22 protein-coding genes are annotated in these 15,719 nt (G+C 69.2%); 14 read left to right on the top strand and 8 right to left on the bottom strand.

The window, feature by feature from the left end; all coding sequences use genetic code 11:
• Both DVH23_RS11635 and DVH23_RS11640 read left to right on the top strand, forming a co-directional pair.
• Entirely contained in the window at positions 1-396 is a 396-nt protein-coding gene (locus DVH23_RS11635; RefSeq protein ID WP_114577603.1) for an OsmC family protein, read from the top strand.
• Between the two features lie 115 nt (positions 397-511).
• The gene (locus DVH23_RS11640) at positions 512-973 is read left to right on the top strand and encodes a DUF5799 family protein (protein ID WP_114577604.1); all 462 of its coding nucleotides are present in this window, start codon (positions 512-514) and stop codon (positions 971-973) included.
• A gap of 17 nt (positions 974-990) precedes the next feature.
• Here DVH23_RS11640 and DVH23_RS24245 read toward each other — a convergent pair whose 3' ends face one another.
• Positions 991-1,143, bottom strand: a complete 153-nt coding sequence (locus DVH23_RS24245) for a hypothetical protein (protein WP_198667915.1) — start codon at positions 1,141-1,143, stop codon at positions 991-993.
• A gap of 86 nt (positions 1,144-1,229) precedes the next feature.
• Here DVH23_RS24245 and DVH23_RS11645 point away from each other — a divergent pair, with 86 nt between their 5' ends.
• From DVH23_RS11645 to DVH23_RS11665, 5 genes are all read left to right on the top strand, one after another.
• Complete coding sequence (locus DVH23_RS11645; protein WP_114577605.1) at positions 1,230-1,520, top strand: hypothetical protein; 291 nt, start codon at positions 1,230-1,232, stop codon at positions 1,518-1,520.
• A gap of 71 nt (positions 1,521-1,591) precedes the next feature.
• Positions 1,592-2,758: a hypothetical protein gene (locus DVH23_RS11650; RefSeq protein ID WP_114577606.1), complete on the top strand. Its 1,167-nt coding sequence runs from the start codon at positions 1,592-1,594 to the stop codon at positions 2,756-2,758.
• A 95-nt stretch (positions 2,759-2,853) separates the two neighbouring features.
• Complete coding sequence (locus DVH23_RS11655; RefSeq protein ID WP_114577607.1) at positions 2,854-3,429, top strand: biotin transporter BioY; 576 nt, start codon at positions 2,854-2,856, stop codon at positions 3,427-3,429.
• Between the two features lies 1 nt (position 3,430).
• On the top strand, positions 3,431-4,135 hold the full coding sequence (locus DVH23_RS11660; protein ID WP_114577608.1) for an energy-coupling factor ABC transporter ATP-binding protein: 705 nt from the start codon (positions 3,431-3,433) through the stop codon (positions 4,133-4,135).
• On the top strand, positions 4,129-4,860 hold the full coding sequence (locus DVH23_RS11665; RefSeq protein WP_114577609.1) for an energy-coupling factor transporter transmembrane protein EcfT: 732 nt from the start codon (positions 4,129-4,131) through the stop codon (positions 4,858-4,860). The genes DVH23_RS11660 and DVH23_RS11665 overlap by 7 nt, the downstream gene beginning before the upstream one ends.
• On the opposite strand, the gene DVH23_RS11670 is transcribed toward DVH23_RS11665, so the two are convergent.
• A complete protein-coding gene (locus tag DVH23_RS11670) occupies positions 4,828-5,085 on the bottom strand; it encodes a glutathione S-transferase N-terminal domain-containing protein (RefSeq protein ID WP_114577610.1) in 258 nt (85 codons plus the stop codon). The genes DVH23_RS11665 and DVH23_RS11670 overlap by 33 nt on opposite strands.
• Positions 5,086-5,201: 116 nt before the next feature.
• On the opposite strand from DVH23_RS11670, the gene DVH23_RS11675 reads away from it, so the two are divergent.
• Positions 5,202-5,486 (top strand): acylphosphatase, encoded by a 285-nt coding sequence (locus DVH23_RS11675; protein ID WP_114577611.1) that lies wholly within the window; start codon positions 5,202-5,204, stop codon positions 5,484-5,486.
• On the opposite strand, the gene DVH23_RS11680 is transcribed toward DVH23_RS11675, so the two are convergent.
• The gene (locus DVH23_RS11680; RefSeq protein WP_114577612.1) at positions 5,487-6,023 is read right to left on the bottom strand and encodes a hypothetical protein; all 537 of its coding nucleotides are present in this window, start codon (positions 6,021-6,023) and stop codon (positions 5,487-5,489) included. It lies immediately after the preceding gene.
• Positions 6,024-6,098: 75 nt separating this feature from the next.
• Between DVH23_RS11680 and DVH23_RS11685 the strand changes: the two genes are divergently transcribed.
• The 3 genes from DVH23_RS11685 (at position 6,099) to DVH23_RS11695 (ending at position 8,576) form a co-directional block, all read left to right on the top strand.
• Positions 6,099-7,553, top strand: a complete 1,455-nt coding sequence (locus DVH23_RS11685) for an NAD(P)H-hydrate epimerase (RefSeq protein WP_114577613.1) — start codon at positions 6,099-6,101, stop codon at positions 7,551-7,553.
• Entirely contained in the window at positions 7,546-8,040 is a 495-nt protein-coding gene (moaC, locus tag DVH23_RS11690; protein ID WP_114577614.1) for a cyclic pyranopterin monophosphate synthase MoaC, read from the top strand. Before DVH23_RS11685 ends, moaC begins: the two co-directional genes overlap by 8 nt.
• A 122-nt stretch (positions 8,041-8,162) precedes the next feature.
• A complete protein-coding gene (locus DVH23_RS11695) occupies positions 8,163-8,576 on the top strand; it encodes a hypothetical protein (RefSeq protein WP_114577615.1) in 414 nt (137 codons plus the stop codon).
• Positions 8,577-8,582: 6 nt separating this feature from the next.
• Here DVH23_RS11695 and DVH23_RS11700 read toward each other — a convergent pair whose 3' ends face one another.
• The 5 genes from DVH23_RS11700 to DVH23_RS11720 all read right to left on the bottom strand — a co-directional run bounded on the left by DVH23_RS11700 (position 8,583) and on the right by DVH23_RS11720 (position 12,295).
• The gene (locus DVH23_RS11700; protein ID WP_114577616.1) at positions 8,583-9,320 is read right to left on the bottom strand and encodes a beta-ketoacyl-ACP reductase; all 738 of its coding nucleotides are present in this window, start codon (positions 9,318-9,320) and stop codon (positions 8,583-8,585) included.
• A gap of 77 nt (positions 9,321-9,397) precedes the next feature.
• Positions 9,398-10,825 (bottom strand): class III poly(R)-hydroxyalkanoic acid synthase subunit PhaC, encoded by a 1,428-nt coding sequence (gene phaC, locus DVH23_RS11705; RefSeq protein WP_114577617.1) that lies wholly within the window; start codon positions 10,823-10,825, stop codon positions 9,398-9,400.
• A complete protein-coding gene (locus DVH23_RS11710) occupies positions 10,822-11,361 on the bottom strand; it encodes a poly(R)-hydroxyalkanoic acid synthase subunit PhaE (RefSeq protein ID WP_114577618.1) in 540 nt (179 codons plus the stop codon). The genes phaC and DVH23_RS11710 overlap by 4 nt, the downstream gene beginning before the upstream one ends.
• Positions 11,362-11,439: 78 nt before the next feature.
• Positions 11,440-11,925 carry a hypothetical protein gene (locus DVH23_RS11715; protein WP_114577619.1) on the bottom strand — a complete coding sequence of 162 codons (486 nt, stop codon included), beginning with the start codon at positions 11,923-11,925 and terminating at the stop codon, positions 11,440-11,442.
• Between the two features lie 34 nt (positions 11,926-11,959).
• Positions 11,960-12,295, bottom strand: coding sequence for an AbrB/MazE/SpoVT family DNA-binding domain-containing protein (locus tag DVH23_RS11720; protein ID WP_114577620.1), 336 nt, complete (start codon positions 12,293-12,295; stop codon positions 11,960-11,962).
• A 200-nt stretch (positions 12,296-12,495) separates the two neighbouring features.
• Here DVH23_RS11720 and DVH23_RS11725 point away from each other — a divergent pair, with 200 nt between their 5' ends.
• From DVH23_RS11725 to DVH23_RS11735, 3 genes are all read left to right on the top strand, one after another.
• The gene (locus tag DVH23_RS11725) at positions 12,496-13,161 is read left to right on the top strand and encodes a MaoC family dehydratase (protein ID WP_114577621.1); all 666 of its coding nucleotides are present in this window, start codon (positions 12,496-12,498) and stop codon (positions 13,159-13,161) included.
• Positions 13,162-13,172: 11 nt separating this feature from the next.
• On the top strand, positions 13,173-14,519 hold the full coding sequence (locus DVH23_RS11730) for a phosphomannomutase (RefSeq protein WP_114577622.1): 1,347 nt from the start codon (positions 13,173-13,175) through the stop codon (positions 14,517-14,519).
• A gap of 67 nt (positions 14,520-14,586) precedes the next feature.
• Positions 14,587-15,717, top strand: coding sequence for a BMP family protein (locus DVH23_RS11735; protein WP_114577623.1), 1,131 nt, complete (start codon positions 14,587-14,589; stop codon positions 15,715-15,717).
• The last annotated feature ends 2 nt before the right edge of the window (positions 15,718-15,719 follow it).

Raw genomic sequence — 15,719 nt, forward strand, 5'->3', positions numbered from 1 at the left:
ATGACGAAGGAAGTGACCACCGTCTCCGAGGAGGGGTTCAGCGCGACGAACGAGATCCGCGACTTCGACGTCGAGATCGACGCCGAGGGCGAGTCGGCTCCCGACACCCTCGAAAGCCTGCTCGCCGCCTACGGCTCGTGTTACGTTCCCGCGCTCAGAGTCGGCGGCCAGCAACGCGGCGTCGACGACCTCGGGCGCGTCGAGATCGACGTTTCGGGCGATCTCAACGACGACGACAAGCTCGAGTCGGTCGCCTTCGACATCCGGGTCGAGAGCGACGTCGACGACGAGACCGGCGAGGAAGTGATCGAACGCGCGTTCGAGCTCTGCAAGGTCCACGACGCCCTCAAAGAGAGCCTCCACGCCGACGCCTCCATCGAGGGCGGCGCCTTCTAAACGCGGGGTTTCGTTCGGCCGTTTCGATGACCGGTTTCGCCGTCGAACGCGTGGACCGAGCCACCGGCGGGCGCTCGAGGGAAATCCTGATACCGCCGCTCCTCCAAGCGACCGTATGTCAGAGAGTGACTGGACCGACCGGATCGTCGGCGAGCGGATGACCGTCGACCGGGAGTTCACCTCGCGGATCGCCGGCTCGCGGTTTTCGAACCAGGAGTGGAGCCTGATCATGACCGCGACGGAGTTCGAGATCGAGAACGCCGACGACCCCGAGGCCGCCCGGATCGTCGCCAACACCGAGAAGGTCGAGCAGATCCTTCCGGAACTCGAGAACGTCCGCTCGCAGGTCGGCGCGATGGGTGGGGCCACAGGTCCTGAGGGCGGGGACGACCGGGGGTCGGGCGGCGGGATCGTTGACTCGCTCAAGGGTGCCCTCGGGATGGGCGGCGGAGGTGGCGGTTCGGACGCAGAACGGGAGGCCGCCGAGGAACTCACTCGAGAGTACGCCGAGGCGCTGCAGTCCGAACTCGAGTCGAAGGGGCGTTGGGAGTCGGTGCGGACGGCCGCCACCGAGTAGCCGCCCGCGGTCGCCGGCTACTCGCTGCCGGCGTGAAACAGCGTGAACTCGCCCGCCTCGTAGATATTTATCAATTCGTTTATTAGCTCGTCGTATGACTCGTCGTCGACCCGAAGGGCGTCGAGCCGTTCGACCGTCTCCTCTGCGAGTTCGATCTCGGTCGTGGGCATGGGGGGAACCGTAGGTCACGAACCGGAATAAACCCCAACCGTCGCGCGACCCGAGAAGGTTTATGTCGGCCCGTCCAGGTGGCGGTATGGCAAGCGAAGACGTCGAGACGATTGCGGTCAGCATCGAAACCGACGAGGGCAGCGACGAGATCGCCGTCCCCGCGACGCTCGTCGACCTGCTCGCCGAGGAGGGCCAGGGGTCCGCGGAGGCCGTCGCCGACGTCACCCTGCTTTCCTTTGCGAGCCGCGCCCATCATCTCGCCCACCACGGGGAGGCAGACGACCCCGACCTCGAGGCCGCCGAGGGCGAGATCATGGACCGATTCGAGGACCGGTTCGGCGTCACGTTCGGCGAGGCGACGGGCCACCAGCACTGATCGCCAGCCGGCGGTGAGGGGCAGGCGATTACCGGGGTAACGCAAATACCGGCCCACCCCATAACGGGGGCGTGAACGAGACGGAGAGCCGCGGTGGAACCGATCGACGGGCGATCGGGCGGCGACGGCTGCTCGGCTCCGGGCTCGCTCTCGCGGCGGGCGCCACGTTCGTCGAGGGGATCGACGACTACGTCGACGACGAGTTCGGGACGATCACCTACGCGTTCGCCCGCCCAGACGGCGCACCCGAGCGGGGGGCGCTGGAACCGCGGACGAGGGAGGTCTCTCCCCGCTGGCACGCGAGCGTGGAGCTTGCGCTTTCGGCCCGGGACCGGATCGTCGAGGCCGCCCTCGACCCGATCATCGACGCGGCGGTCGTCCCGGGGGAGTACGGCGAGGCGACGGCGTCGCTCGACGTCACCGCGACTGAGGCCGTCGGCGAGGCCCTAGAGGAGCTGGTGGCGCCGGTCGCCGCCGGGAGCGGGGCGGACCTCGCCGTAGACGTTTCGGTGATCGACGAGCTCTCGCCGCGGGTCGAACTCGCCGACGGCGGCGGGACGCCTGCGGGCTACCAGCTCCGGGAGCTCTCTCCCGAGGGCATCCCCGGCGGCGTTCTCTGTGTGACGGAGGTGGGCTCGGGAACGCTCTCTCCGGCGGTGATCGACGCCGACAGCGGCGAGCGCTTCTTCGCGACGTCAAACCACGTCTACGGCTCCGGGGGCGCCCGCGAGCACAGCCACCACGGAGCGGAGTTCGGCGTCCTCCACGGCGACCAGGTGTACCGCATCGGCAGCGTCGGCGAGGGGTATCCCGGGGCGGATCTCGTCCGGGTCGAACCCGAGGGGTGGTACCGTCCGGCCTCCCGGATCGAGCGGGCCGACCCCGCCCAGGTGATCGGCCAGTACACGCGGGTCGGACTCGCCGACCTCGCGGCGAGAGGCGAGCCCCTCACGAAGGTCGGCGCGCTGTCGGGGCGGTCGTCGGGACCGATCCACGGCGTCGGCGCGGTCACCTGTTACGCCGGCGAGGTCTGCAAGCGCGGCCAGTTGAAGTGGGGCGGCGCGGAGGACCTCGCCGACGGCGACAGCGGCTCGGTCAGCTTCCACGAGGACCCCGAGAACCCGGATGCCCTGCTGGTCGCCGGGATCAACAACGCGCGGACCTGGTGGCCCGGCGGCGACTTTACCTGGGGGACCGCGGCCCACCACCTCCGCTCGGAGTACGGACTCCACTTCTAGAGGCGTTCGGAGGTCGTCCCGCTCGCGTTCGGAACCGTCCTCCGCCGCCAGGGCGTAAACCGAAGATTGATTTCAGTTTACGAGAGAGGGCGGGTATGGAAACCGAAACGGAAGGGGTCGATCTCGTCGAGGGGCGGGTCGTCAGGCAGTTCGCGCGCGCGGCGCTGCTGGCGGCGCTGATGGGCGCGACGGCGATCGTCGCGATCCCGATCGCCGGGATCCCGGGGACGCTCCAGCCGCTGATCGTCTTTCTCGCCGGGATCTATCTGGGACCGTACTGGGGAGCCACGTCGATGGGGCTCTATCTGGCGGCGGGGATCGCCGGCGCACCCGTCTTTGCGGGCTGGGCCGCCGGCCCGGGCGTCGTCGTCGGCCCGACCGGCGGTTTTCTCGTCACGTTCCCGGTCGCCGCGTTCCTGATCGGGTACGCGATCCACCGCGGGGGCGACCTGCGGGACCCGGCGGAACTCTCCCCGCTTTACCTGGGAGGCGTGTTGCTCGTCGCCACTGCCGTGCTCTATGCGGTCGGGGTATCGTGGTACGCCTGGGTCGTCGGGATCGAACTGGGCGAGGCCGCCCTCGCGGTCGCGGCCCCGCTGATCCCGGGTGATCTCGTCAAGATCGTCGTCGCGGTCGCGATTGCTCGATCCGGCCGGATCGACACCGTCTGAGATGATCGAGTTCCGGAACGTCACTCACCGGTTCGGCGACGTGACCGCCATAGCGGGACTCTCGCTCACCCTGGGCGACGGCGAGTTCGTCGTGCTCGCGGGGACGAACGGGAGCGGGAAGACCACTCTTCTGGGCCACTGCAACGGCCTCCTGGTTCCCGACGAGGGACGGGTGCTCGTCGACGGCCACGACGTCGCCGACGAGCCCGTGGCCGTCCGCCGGCGCGTCGGGATGGTCTTTCAGCATCCCCGCGACCAGTTCGTCGCCGCGACCGTCGGCGAGGACGTCGCCTTCGGCCCCGCGAACCTCGGCCACCCCCGCGAGGAGATAGATCGGCGAGTCGAGCGCGCGCTCGCCGCGGTCGGGATGGGGAGTCGAACCGAGGAGGCGATCGAGGCCCTGTCGGGGGGCGAACAGTCGAGAGTCGCCATCGCGGGCGCGCTCGCGATGGAGCCGACCCACCTCGTCCTTGACGAACCGTTCGCCGGCCTCGACGAGCCCGCACGACGGTCGGTGCTCGCCCGTCTCGAGGAGCTCTCGGCTTCGGGAACCGCGATCCTCGTCGCGACCCACGACCTCCGGGACGTCCTCGAGCTCGCCGATCGCGTCGTCGGGATGTCCGAGGGAGCGGTCGTCCTCGACCGTGCGCCGGCCGACGGGCTCGGGGATCTCGACGGGATCGGCGTCCGGGTTCCCGGATGCTGAGCTACGCGCCCGGCGACTCGATCGCCCACCGGCTCGACCCGCGCTCGAAGCTCGCGGTCCAGGCGGGTTTCGCGGCGGCCGCGCTCGCCCACACCTCGCCGGCCGGACTGGCCGCGCTCACCGCCGTCGCTACGGGGATCGGGGCCGTTTCGGGACTCTCCTTCCGGCGGACGGCCGCCGCGCTTCGCTACCCGGCCGCCCTGCTCGCTGCGGGGCCGCTGATCGCAGCGCTCGCCGTCGGCCCGCCCTGGATCGACCCCGCCGCGGCCGTCGAGCCGGCGCTGGGGGCCTACCGGGTCCTGCTCGTGCTCGTCGTGAGCGGGGCCTACGTCCGGACGACCCCGGTCTCGGAGTCGCGGGCGGCGATCCAGCGGGCGATTCCCGGAAAACCCGGCCAGCTTCTCGGCGTGGGGATCGCGCTCGTCTTCCGGTTCCTGCCGGTGATCCGGGCGGACCTGCGGCGGATCCAACGGGCCTCCGCCGCCCGGCTGGGCACCGAACGCGGGGCCGTCGAGCGGGCGACGACGGTCGGGGTCCTCGGGCTCGAGCGGACCTTCCGCCGGGCCGACCGACTCTCGCTCGCGCTCGAGGCGCGGTGTTTCTCCTGGGAGCCGACGCTTCCGGCGCTCTCGCTTTCGCGGCGGGACCTCCCGGCGCTGGCAATCGCCGCGATTCTGGCCCTCTCGGCGCTCCTACGCGGCGCCCGAGCCGTAGGTCTCCTCTAGGTACTCGACGATGTCGCTGCTCTCGGGCATCCCCTCGACGCCGTGGGCTTCGTCAGTGAGTACGGGGACGCCGGTCTGGCCGCTTACCTCCTCGACCTGCTCGCGCTCGCCGTGTGCGCGGGGGACCTCGATCGAGTCGTACTCGAGGTCGAGTTCCTCCAACTTGGACCTGACTTTCGCACAGAACGGACAGCCGGGGAGCTCGTAGAACGTGATCTCAGCCATCGGCGGGCGTAGGAGGTCGGGCCGTATGAGCCCACCGGTCGCGCCGACGGGGCGTTCGTCAGCCGGGTCTGACTCGGAGCCCCGCGTTTCTTTGTCCCTGCCGACGACTGCCCGCCATGACCGACTCCGACCGGACCCGCGCACACGTGTTCGTCTCCGGGACCGTACAGGGCGTCTACTTCCGTGCGACGACCCGCGACGCCGCCCGCGAGGCGGGCGTCTCCGGCTGGGTTCGAAACCTCGCGGACGGCCGCGTCGAGGCCGTCTTCGAGGGTCCCGAGGAGGGTGTCGACTCGATGGTCGAGTTCTGTCACGAGGGCAGCCCGGCCGCCGACGTCTCCGACGTGGCGGTCGAGTACGGCGACCCCGAGGGGGAGTCGGGGTTCGAGATCCGGCGGTAGTCAGGGGGAATCGAGGGTCGGTTCCCCGTCCGCGTCGTCCCCTCCGTCGGTGGCGTCGTACTCGCCGAGCCACGGCGGTTCCTCCGTGTGGGCCCACGTCGCCCAGTCGGCCTTCTCGCCGGCGTAGTACGCCCGGTAGGCCGAGACGGTGTCACCCTCGCGACGGTACTCGTCGGGCATCGCCTGGGACCGGGCCGTCGGCTCCTCGCCCGGAAAATCGATCCCCGTACCGTCGATCCGGGCGATGACCTCCCAGGAGGCGTAATTGCCGTCCTTGTCGTAGCGTTTGACGAACTCCGCGTTCAGCGCCTCGGCGTGGGCGCGAAGCCGGAGCCAGTTCGCCCGCGACTCGCTCGCCCAGCGGGTGATCGGGTGGCCGGTGTGGGTCGGCGCGTAGAGGAAGTCGGCGTCGGCGCCGTTCTCGCGGGCCGCGGTACAGAGCACCTGGGCGGCATCGAGAAGCAGCTTGTTGACGTGCTCGTCGCAGTGATAGCGCGCGGCGAGCCGGGGGTCCTCGTCGAGCCAGAAGACGTTCATGGCCGAGGTAGGTGTCCGGGCCGGTTTGCACTTTCGTCCACAATCTTCAACGCCTCGCCGGCCGAACCCCTCGCCATGATCACCGGCGAACGGATGGGTGCCGTAGACGAGAACGCCGCCGCGCTGGGCGTGGCGCGAAAGCAGCTGATGGAATCGAGCGGGAACGCCATCGCGCGTGTCGTCCGCGAGGTCGCCGATCCCGGTTCCAGGATACTGATCGTCGCAGGCCGGGGCAACAACGGCGGCGACGCGTTCGTGGCGGCGCGCTTTCTCGACGATTACGACACCACGACGCTACTTCTGGGCCGTGAGGACGCCATTGGCACCGGCATCGCCCGCGAGAACTGGGAGGTCCTCGGCGAGGCGGGCTACGACCGCCGGGAGGTGACCGACTCCCGGGCCCTGGAACTGCCCGACGCCGACGTGGTCGTCGACGCGATGCTCGGCACCGGGATCTCGGGAGAACTCCGCGAGCCGGCGGCGACGGCGGCGAGGGAGATCAATGCGGCCGACGCGACGGTCGTCTCCGTGGACGTCCCGTCGGGGTTCGACGCCGACGAGGGCGAGAGCGCCGACAACGGCGTCGAGGCCGATCACGTGGTGACGTTCCACGAGGAGAAACCGGGTCTGGCGGAGCTCTCCGCCGAACTCACGGTCGCCGACATCGGCATTCCGGCGGCCGCGGAACGCGTTCTCGGACCCGGTGACCTCGCGCTCGCCCGCCCCGATACCCGCGAGGGCCGGGCGTTCGTGATCGGCGGCGGCCCCTACACCGGCGCACCGGCGCTCGCCGCCCAGGCCGCCCTCCGGTCGGGCGTGGAACTTGCCTTCGTCGCTGCTCCCGATATCGTCGCCGGCGAGATCCAGGGCTACGCCGAGGATCTCATCGTCCAGCCCTACGACGGCGACCGGCTGACCCCCGACCGGGCCGAGGAGCTGGTCGAGACCGCCGAGGGGTACGACGACGTCATCGTGCTGGGGCCGGGGCTCGGAAACGCCGAGGAGACCCTCGAAGGAGCCCGAGTCTTCCTCGAGTCCTACACGGGCCCGATGGTCGTCGACGCCGACGCGCTGTCGATCGTTCCGGACGTCGAGACCGAGGCGACGCTTCTGTGTACCCCCAACCGGGCGGAACTCGCTGAGATGGGGGGCCCCGAGGTGACGGATCTGCGGGAGGCGACCGACGAGATCGAGGCGTTTGCCGACGACCTCGGCCACACAGTCCTCGCGAAGGGGGTCGACGACGTGGTCTCCGACGGCGAGCGCACCCGGGTCGCCCGGGTCGGAGTCCCCGGAATGGCCGTCGGCGGCACCGGCGATCTGCTCGCGGGGATCTCCGCGGCCCTTCTGGAGCACGCCGAGCCCTTCGAGGCCGGCGCGGCCGCGGCCTACGTCAACGGTCGGGCCGGCGAGGTCGTCGCGAGCGAGCAGGGCGACGAGAGCGGACTCGGGATCTACGCCTCGGACCTGCTCGAGGAGATTCCGCGGGTGATCCGGGGCGAGGCCGGCCGGGTGAGCGGCGATGACTGAGAACGAGGACGCCGAGGACCTGACCCACACCACGAGGGAGGGCGACGTCCAGATGGTCGACGTCGGGGACAAACCCGACAGCGAACGACGGGCCGTCGCCGCCGGCGAGATCTCCCTTCGAGAGTCGACGGTCGGGGCGATCCGGGCCGACGAGGTGGGCAAGGGCGACGTGCTGGCGACCGCCCGGATCGGCGCGATCCAGGCGGTCAAACACACCTGGGAGACGATTCCGATGTGTCATGGGATTCCGATCACGAACGTCGAGGTCGGCTTCGAGCTCCGCGAGGACCGGATCGACTGCGAGGTGGCAGTCGAGACCACTGGCAAGACGGGCTGTGAGATGGAAGCGTTGGAAGGGGTGACGACGGGGCTGAACGTCGTCTGGGACATGGTGAAGGCGATCGAGAAAGAGGACGAGGGCGGGTATCCCGAGACGGAGATCGGCAACGTTCGGGTACTCGACAAGGAAAAGCGGGCGCTCGAGTAGCTCCCGATCGGGTCTGCCGTCCCGAGGATGGTGTGATCGACGATCGGAATCCCGGTTAAATCGTTTCGCGACGTCTACGAAGAAAACTATTTCCCGTCGGCGGTCGTCTGTCGGTCCGAGTGATGGTGTCGGAACCGCTACTCGTCCTCGGGGTCGCGGTGATCGGATCGCTCGTACTCGCCGGACTCTGTCTCTGCTATGCGGTCGCGGCGGACGCGAACGCCCGGGACGCGAACGGGCGCCTCTGGGGGGTGTTCGTCCTCGTACTCGGTCCGGTTGCCGTTCCCGCGTATCTGAACCACCGGCGGGACCTTCCAGGCCGGGCCGAGACCGCGGATCGCCTCGAGCGGACTGCGGGATCGGTCGGCATCGGCGTCGGTATCGCGGCTCTGGTCGGTGGCGTCGTCTCGCCGCCGGACCCGTTCACGATCGCCCTCTACACGGCCCCGCTGATCGTCGTCTCCGTTCCTCTCGCGTTCGCGTGCTGCTACGATCCCGGCTGGCGGGCGCTCGTCCCGAATCGTTTCGCGGAGTAATGCGTTTTAGAGGTCCATCCCGCCGTTGACGTCGATCACTTCGCCGGTGACGTAGGATGAGTCCTCGCTCGCGAGAAAGCCCACGACGGCGGCGACGTCCTCGACCTCGGCGAGCCGTTCGAGGGGGATCTCGGCGACGATCCGCTCGAGGACCGTCTCGGGGACGCTCTCCAACATATCGGTCTTCGTAAACCCCGGCGCGACGCAGTTGGCCGTCGAACTCCCCTGGGCGAGCTCGAGGGCGATCGTTCGAGTGAACCCGAAGAGGCCGCTCTTGGCGGCGGCGTAGTTGGCCTGGCCGAAGTTGCCCTGCTTGCCGACGACGCTCGAGATGTTGATGAGCCGGCCTTCGGGCGCGTTCCAGACGTCGTCGTAAAAGACCTGGGTGCAGTGAAAGGTGCCCCCGAGGTTGACCTCGAGGACGCTCTCCCACTCCTCGGGGCTCATCTCGACGAACTGGGTGTCGGCGGTCATCCCGGCGTTGTTGACGAGCACGTCCGCGGGGCCAAAGGCCTCGTGACACCGCTCGCGCATCGCCTCGACGGCCTCCCGGTCGGTGACGTCGGCCCGGGCCGCGATCGCCCGTCCCCCGTGGTCCTCGATCGCTTCGACGGCCTCGCGGGCGGCTTCCTCGGAGCTCCGGTAGTTGACCACGACGTTCGCGCCCTTCCGGCCGAGGTGTTCGGCGATCCCCCGTCCGATGCCTCGTGCCGATCCGGTGACGACGCAGGTTCGCCCCTCCATGAAAGACCGTAACGAACTCCGACGGTAAATAACGAGGTGGCGTCTCGCGGGACGTGAGCCCCCCCCGATCGGCGCGGTCAGCGGTCGCCGGCGCGATCGATCCACTTCTGGAGCCCGCTCGGCGAGATTCCGGTCTCGGCGGCGAGGTCGGCGGCGTCCGCGTTCGCGAGGCCCTCGACGGTCGTGATACCCGCCTCCGAGAGTCGCCGTGCATAGGCGGATCCGATGCCCGAGATCGCGGTTAGCTCCTTGCCCTCGTCGACGGCTTCGCCGTCCCCGAGATCGGCGTCTTCGTCGCCATCGCCGATTCCGTTCTCGCCGTCCAGATCGTCGGCTCCGGTCTCGTCACCAGCGACGTCCTCGGCGAGACCGGCGTCGACCTCCTCGGGTTCGGGCGCGTCGGGTTCGGCGTCGGTCTCGCTTTTCGAACGCTCCTCGAACCAGTCACAGACCTCGGGCCAGAGTTCGGCGTGGGAACGCGAGGAGACCGACATCCCGATGTGGCCCGTCGCGAACTCCATGACCTCAGTGTCGTCGCTCGGGATCGCCTCGTTGAACGGTTTGGAGGCTCCCGGCGGCACCAGGTGGTCGTACTCGGCGACGATCTGGAGCACCGGCATCTCGATGTTGTCGAGGTCGACGCGCTCGCCGCCCAGAGACAGGTCGCCGTCGATCAACCTGTTCTCCTGGTAGATGTCGGCGATGAACTGCTCGTAGGTCGCGCCCGCGACGTCGATCCCCTCGTCGAGCCAGCGCTCCATGCGCGCGAAGTTCTCGACGAACTCCTCGTCCTCGACGTTGTCGTAGAAGCGGACGTACTTCGTCACGTTGTTCGCGACGGGATCCATCAGCGCGAACCCCACGTCCAGAAACTCCGCGGGGACGTTGTCGAAGGTGTCGGTGACGACCCCGGGCTCGTAGTAGTCCTCGGCGCCCCAGAGCTCGAGGACGCCGCCGTCGCCGGCGAAACAGAGACCGGCGGCCATCAGCCCCAGGTTGCGGACCTTTTCGGGGTAGAGCGCGGCGTACATCGCCGCCATCGTCCCGCCCATGCAGTAGCCCAGCAGATTGATCGCGTCCTGGTCCGAGCGGTCGCGGACGACGTCGGCGCAGTTGTCGATGTAGCGGGTGACGTAGTCCTCCAGGGTGAGCGAGCGGTCGAGTTTGGAGGGCTCGCCCCAGTCGATCATGTAGACGTCGAACCCCGCCTCGAGCAGGCGCCGGACGACCGAGCGGTCGGGCTGGAGGTCCAGAATGTAGGGCTTGTTGATCAGCGCGTAGACGATCAGAATCGGGACGTCGTGTTGCTCCTCGGTTTGGGCCTCGTAGTGGAGCAGCCGGAGCTTGTTCTCCTCGTAGACGACCTCGCTCGGCGTCTGCCCCACTTCGGCGTCGCCGAGAGTCTCGGCGCGGTCGGGCGCGACGCCCGCCTTCTCGGCCATCTCGGCGGCGCCCTCCCAGGCCTGGCGCTGCATGTCGAGACCGACCGTGAACGGGTTCTTCATTCGAGTTCCTCGAGAACTCGATCGAGTTTCTCCTCGACCGCGTGCTGGCGCCGCTCGAGTTCGACGAGGCGGTCGCCGACCTCCGTCACCCCGCTCTCGGTGGCGAAACCGAGCGTCGAGAGCGTGCTCTCGGCGGCCTCCTCGGCGTCCTGTTGGGCTTCCATGAGGTCGCCGACGGTCTCGCCGGTCATCCGGGCGAAGGCGGTCGTCGACATGACCTCCTTGAACGCGTCGTTTGCGGTGTCGAGCCAGATGTCCCGGAACTCCTCCATCTCGACCTCTTCGCCCTCTAACTGGTCGTTCATCCGTTCGACCATCCGCTCGGAGGCGTCCATCCAGGCCTCGTAGGCACGAGCATAGCCCTGGACGCCCTCGCTCATCTCGGCGTCGTCGGTCGTCGCTTCGACGGTCTCGGCCCAGCTCTCGACGAAGCGGGCCTGTGCCTCCATGTTCTCCTCGACGGAGTCCATGAACTGCTCGTTCCACTGTTCGACGAACGCGTTCCAGTTCGCGGGTTCCGTGGGTGTCTCTGTCATGAGTAATGGTTGTGTCGCGTATGAAATAAAGCTGTGTGGCTGGGTGGGAGAGCCGGGGGACCCGGCGGTCGAGTTCGATTACGCCGAGGCGTCGAACTCCTCGCCTGCGTCCTCGACGGCGTCGGCCATCCCGCTGACGCTCTCCTCGACGTTCTCGTGGGCGTCGAGGTAGGCGTCGAACGAGGAGTCGACGGCCTCGGCGTAGGTGTCGGCGACGCCGTCGTAGGCGGCTCCCGACTCCTCGACCATATCGGCCATCGCGGCGAGGGACTCGAGCTGGCTCTCGCTTGCGGTCTCGACGCCCTCCTCGACGACCGCCCGGAGCTCGTCGGTATCGACGGCGCCCTCGGGGAAGGCCGCTTCGAGGGCGTCGAAGTAGGCGCCGACGGCGCCGGTCGTGAGCTCGGCGTTTTGCTCGGTGAGCCGCTCGGAGGCGGCCAGCATCTCGCCGGCGGCGTCGAAGGAGGCCCGCTGGGCCTCGATCGTGTCGTGGGTCAGTTTCCGGCTCTGCTCGACGGCGGTGCGCTGGGCGTCGAAGACTGCGGTGAGTGGGTCGTTGGTCATGGTAGTAGGGTTGGGTGTGGGTCGTATCGGGTCGTTACTGTTCTCCGTCCTCGTCGTCGCGCGAGCGTTTGACGGGGACGACGATGGTCTGGACGATGTCTCCCTCCTCGATGTCGAGGGCCTCGCGTTCGGGTTCGGGAACGCTGATCCGGCCGCCGCTCTGGACGCGTGCCTTGAACGTCGCAGTCGAGGTCGACAGCGGGTTGGTCATCGGATTGACCCCCGAGCTCTCGGTCGGGGAACTCGCCTCGAGGAACTGCCGGAACAGCTCCTGTTGGGACTGGGCGACCTGCTCGCTCGCGTCCTGCATCTCCGCCATCTGCTCGGAGAACAGCGCAGGCAACCACGGCGGCTGGGAGTCGTCCGTCATCACTCCTACCGAACGGCCCCGAGACAATAAATGTTTCCGTCTGACACCATCTGATACCGTCTGATGGCGATAAATGTCTGATTCGGGTTTCAACCCCCGATCGGGGCGTCTGGGGGTTCGATTGGGGACCACACCCGATCGAATCCGGCTGATCGCCCCCATCAAAGGAGTCATAACCGTCTCGTCCATACTCCGGAGGTATGAGCGGAAACGAGGCCGGCGAGAACGCGTTCGCGGCGATGACCGAGGCGTGGACGACGATGGCGAGTAGCTTCTTCCAGGGCGCGACCGCCGCGAACCGGGCGGCGGCCTCCGCGATGTTTCCTCCGGGGGCAAACGGGGACGGAGAGTCAGGGCTCGTAGGCACGAATGGCGACGACACGGTCGCCCCCTCGGTCGACTCCCTCTCGTACGAGCGCCTCGACTGGACGTTCGAGCGCACCGCCGACGACCCCGCTGACCTGGGGGTCGGCGACAGCGTCACCTTCGAGAAGAGCCTCGTCGACGAGGACGTCCGCGCGTTCGCGCGCGCCAGCGGCGACACGAACCGCCTCCACCTCGACGACGAGTTCGCCCGGACCACCCGTTTCGGCGGCCGGATCGTCCACGGCACCCTCGCCTCGGGGCTCATCAGCGCCGCCCTCGCACGCCTCCCCGGGTTGACGATCTACCTCTCTCAAGACCTTGAGTTCCGGGGGCCCGTCGGGGTCGGCGACCGGGTGTCGGCCCGCGTCGAGGTCGTCGAGGAGTTGGGCGACGGGAAGTTCCGCCTCGAGACGACGGTCGAAGACGAGAGCGCGGGCGAGACGGCGGTGGCGGGCGAGGCCGTCGTCCTGATCGACGACCTCCCCGGGGCCGGCGACTGACCCCGACCACCATGACGCGCTTCGGAACCGCGGGCATCCGCGGCCCCGCCGAGGAGACGGTGACGCCCGAACTCGCCCTCGCCGTCGGGCAGGCCGCCGGCGCACCCGGCGAGACGGTCGTCCTGGGGCGAGACGGCCGGGAGACCGGCCCCGCGCTGGCCGCGGCGATGGAGGCCGGCCTCGAGAGCGCGGGCAGTGACGTCCGACGGCTCGGCACCCTGCCGACGCCCGCGCTCGCGTTCGCTTCGCGGGGACGGCGGGGCGTGATGCTCACCGCGAGCCACAACCCGCCTGCCGACAACGGGATCAAACTGTTCGAGGACGGCGTCGAGTACGACCGCGCGGCCGAAGAGCGGATCGAGTCGCGCCTGGAATCTGGCCCCGGGACCGCGACCTGGGACGAGTGGGGTCGCGGGGAGCGAGTCGAGATCCTTCCGGACTATCGCCGGGGCGTCGCCGACTACGTCCACGACCGGTTCGGCGAGGATCCCCTCGAGGGGCTGTCGGTCGCCGTCGACTGTGGCAACGGCGTCGGCGCGCTCGCGACCCCGCAGGTGCTCGACCGGCTGGGCGCGGAGGTGACCGCGCTCAACGCGACCGTCGACGGGAGCTTTCCCGCCAGGGAGAGCAAACCGACCAGGGAGGCCCTGTCGGACTTTCGAGGGTTCCTCGCCGACGGCGACCGCGACCTCGGGCTCGCCCACGACGGCGACGCCGACCGGCTGGTCGTCTGCGATCCGGACGGGGAGGTCGTCGCCGAGGACACCGTCCTCGCGGTCCTCGCGCATCACTACGTCCGGAGATCGGCCGCCGCCGACCCGGTCGTCGTCACGACGCCGAACACCTCGAAACGGATCGACGAGCGCGTCGCGGAGGCGGGAGGCCGGGTCGAGCGGGTCCGGCTGGGCGCGCTCCACGAGGGGATCGCAGAGAGCGAGGCCACCCCGGTGTTCGCGGGCGAGCCCTGGAAACACGTCCACCTCCCCTTCGGCGGCTGGATCGACGCGGTCGTCGGAGCGGGCGTCGTGAGCGCCCTCGCCGCCGACGCCGGCGGGGTCGACGCGCTTCGTGCACCGGTCACAGAGCGCCCGATCCGCAAGGAGAGCGTCCGCTGTCCCGATCCCGCGAAGGGACCGGTCATGGCGCGTCTCGCCGAGGACCTCCTCGACGCGTTCCCGGGGGCCACCGTCGAGACGGGGTACGGCATCCGTCTGGAGTTTCCCGACGACGCCTGGCTTCTGGTCAGGACGAGCGGCACGGAGCCCGTCGTCCGGCTGTACGCCGAGAGCGAATCGATCGAGGAACTGCTGGCCGACGCCCGCGAGGTCGTCGAGCGCGTCGTCGAGGACGCCGGTTGACCGAACGTGTTGAAACGGTGGGGGAAACCGGATCTTTTAACCCGATGACCCGAGATGGTCGGCTATCATGGCAACGGACAGGCGCGCGTTCTTGACCGGCGTCGGGACGATCGGAATCGCGACGACCGCGGGATGCGTCGGCGGGTTCGGCGAGGAGGGGAACGGAGAGGACGGTGGAAACGAGAGCCAGGGCGGCAGTGGAAACGAGAGCGGGAACGATAGCGACAACGGCGACGGGGGCGGGAGCGCCAACGTCGGGATGGTGTACGCCACCGGCGGGCTCGGCGACAACTCCTTCAACGACATGGCCCAGCAGGGGTTGCTCGACGCCGAAGAGGAGTTCGGCGTCTCCTACTCGGAGGCCGAACCGGAGTCCAACGGCGAGTTCGAGGGCGCCCAGCGGGACTTCGCGGAGGGCGACTACGACCTGGTGAGCTGTATCGGGTTCGCACAGGAGGAGGCCCTCACGAGCAACGCGAGCGAGTACGGGGACCAGAACTTCATGATCGTCGACGCCGAGGTCGACGCCGACAACGTCCGGAGCTACGTCTTCGGCGAACCCGAGGGCTCGTTCCAGGTGGGCCATCTCGCGGGGCTGCTCACGGACATGGAGTTCGAGGCCGGGGCGGGCTCGACGAACCCCGAGGAGTCGGTCGTCGGCTTCGTCGGCGGCGTCGAGTCGCCGCTGATCGAGTCGTTCCAGGCCGGCTTCGAGGCGGGAGTCGACCACGCCGACACCGGCGCAGAGGTCGTCTCGAGCTACGTCGGGGAGTTCAACGACACCGCCGGCGGCCAGGAGACCGCCCGCTCGATGTTCGAAGGCCAGGGTGCCGACATCGTCTACCACGCCGCGGGTGCGACCGGCGTCGGCGTCTTCCAGGCCGCCCAGGATCAGGGCCGGTTCGCGATCGGGGTCGACGCCGACCAGTCGGTCACCGAGTCGGACTACGCCGACGTCATCCTCGCGAGCATGGTCAAACGCGTCGACAGCGCGGTGTACACCGCGATCGAGTCGGTCGTCGACGACGCCTTCGCGGGCGGCGAGACCGAGGTCCTGGGGCTCGAGCAGGACGGCGTCGAGGCGGTCTACGGCCAGGAGATCGGCGGCGAGATCCCCGACGAGGTCGTCGAGGCCGTCGACTCCTCCCGTCAGGCGATCATCGACGGCGAGATCGAGGTCCCCGACACGCTCGAGTAGCG

Origin of the sequence: Saliphagus sp. LR7 (genome assembly GCF_003344565.1) — an archaeon.
In the GTDB taxonomy this organism is placed as follows: domain Archaea; phylum Halobacteriota; class Halobacteria; order Halobacteriales; family Natrialbaceae; genus Saliphagus; species Saliphagus infecundisoli.

Bases quoted from the DNA above. Each gene is read 5' to 3' on its own strand.
- DVH23_RS11670 (WP_114577610.1), bottom strand. From the start codon at position 5,085: ATGGCTGAGATCACGTTCTACGAGCTCCCCGGCTGTCCGTTCTGTGCG.
- DVH23_RS11725 (WP_114577621.1), top strand. From the start codon at position 12,496: ATGAGCGGAAACGAGGCCGGCGAGAACGCGTTCGCGGCGATGACCGAG.
- DVH23_RS11645 (WP_114577605.1), top strand. From the start codon at position 1,230: ATGGCAAGCGAAGACGTCGAGACGATTGCGGTCAGCATCGAAACCGAC.
- DVH23_RS11640 (WP_114577604.1), top strand. From the start codon at position 512: ATGTCAGAGAGTGACTGGACCGACCGGATCGTCGGCGAGCGGATGACC.
- DVH23_RS11715 (WP_114577619.1), bottom strand. From the start codon at position 11,925: ATGACCAACGACCCACTCACCGCAGTCTTCGACGCCCAGCGCACCGCC.
- DVH23_RS11685 (WP_114577613.1), top strand. From the start codon at position 6,099: ATGATCACCGGCGAACGGATGGGTGCCGTAGACGAGAACGCCGCCGCG.
- DVH23_RS11700 (WP_114577616.1), bottom strand. From the start codon at position 9,320: ATGGAGGGGCGAACCTGCGTCGTCACCGGATCGGCACGAGGCATCGGA.
- DVH23_RS11695 (WP_114577615.1), top strand. From the start codon at position 8,163: ATGGTGTCGGAACCGCTACTCGTCCTCGGGGTCGCGGTGATCGGATCG.
- DVH23_RS11635 (WP_114577603.1), top strand. From the start codon at position 1: ATGACGAAGGAAGTGACCACCGTCTCCGAGGAGGGGTTCAGCGCGACG.
- DVH23_RS24245 (WP_198667915.1), bottom strand. From the start codon at position 1,143: ATGCCCACGACCGAGATCGAACTCGCAGAGGAGACGGTCGAACGGCTC.
- DVH23_RS11720 (WP_114577620.1), bottom strand. From the start codon at position 12,295: ATGACGGACGACTCCCAGCCGCCGTGGTTGCCTGCGCTGTTCTCCGAG.
- DVH23_RS11675 (WP_114577611.1), top strand. From the start codon at position 5,202: ATGACCGACTCCGACCGGACCCGCGCACACGTGTTCGTCTCCGGGACC.
- DVH23_RS11680 (WP_114577612.1), bottom strand. From the start codon at position 6,023: ATGAACGTCTTCTGGCTCGACGAGGACCCCCGGCTCGCCGCGCGCTAT.
- DVH23_RS11710 (WP_114577618.1), bottom strand. From the start codon at position 11,361: ATGACAGAGACACCCACGGAACCCGCGAACTGGAACGCGTTCGTCGAA.
- phaC (WP_114577617.1), bottom strand. From the start codon at position 10,825: ATGAAGAACCCGTTCACGGTCGGTCTCGACATGCAGCGCCAGGCCTGG.
- DVH23_RS11660 (WP_114577608.1), top strand. From the start codon at position 3,431: ATGATCGAGTTCCGGAACGTCACTCACCGGTTCGGCGACGTGACCGCC.
- DVH23_RS11665 (WP_114577609.1), top strand. From the start codon at position 4,129: ATGCTGAGCTACGCGCCCGGCGACTCGATCGCCCACCGGCTCGACCCG.
- moaC (WP_114577614.1), top strand. From the start codon at position 7,546: ATGACTGAGAACGAGGACGCCGAGGACCTGACCCACACCACGAGGGAG.
- DVH23_RS11735 (WP_114577623.1), top strand. From the start codon at position 14,587: ATGGCAACGGACAGGCGCGCGTTCTTGACCGGCGTCGGGACGATCGGA.
- DVH23_RS11730 (WP_114577622.1), top strand. From the start codon at position 13,173: ATGACGCGCTTCGGAACCGCGGGCATCCGCGGCCCCGCCGAGGAGACG.
- DVH23_RS11655 (WP_114577607.1), top strand. From the start codon at position 2,854: ATGGAAACCGAAACGGAAGGGGTCGATCTCGTCGAGGGGCGGGTCGTC.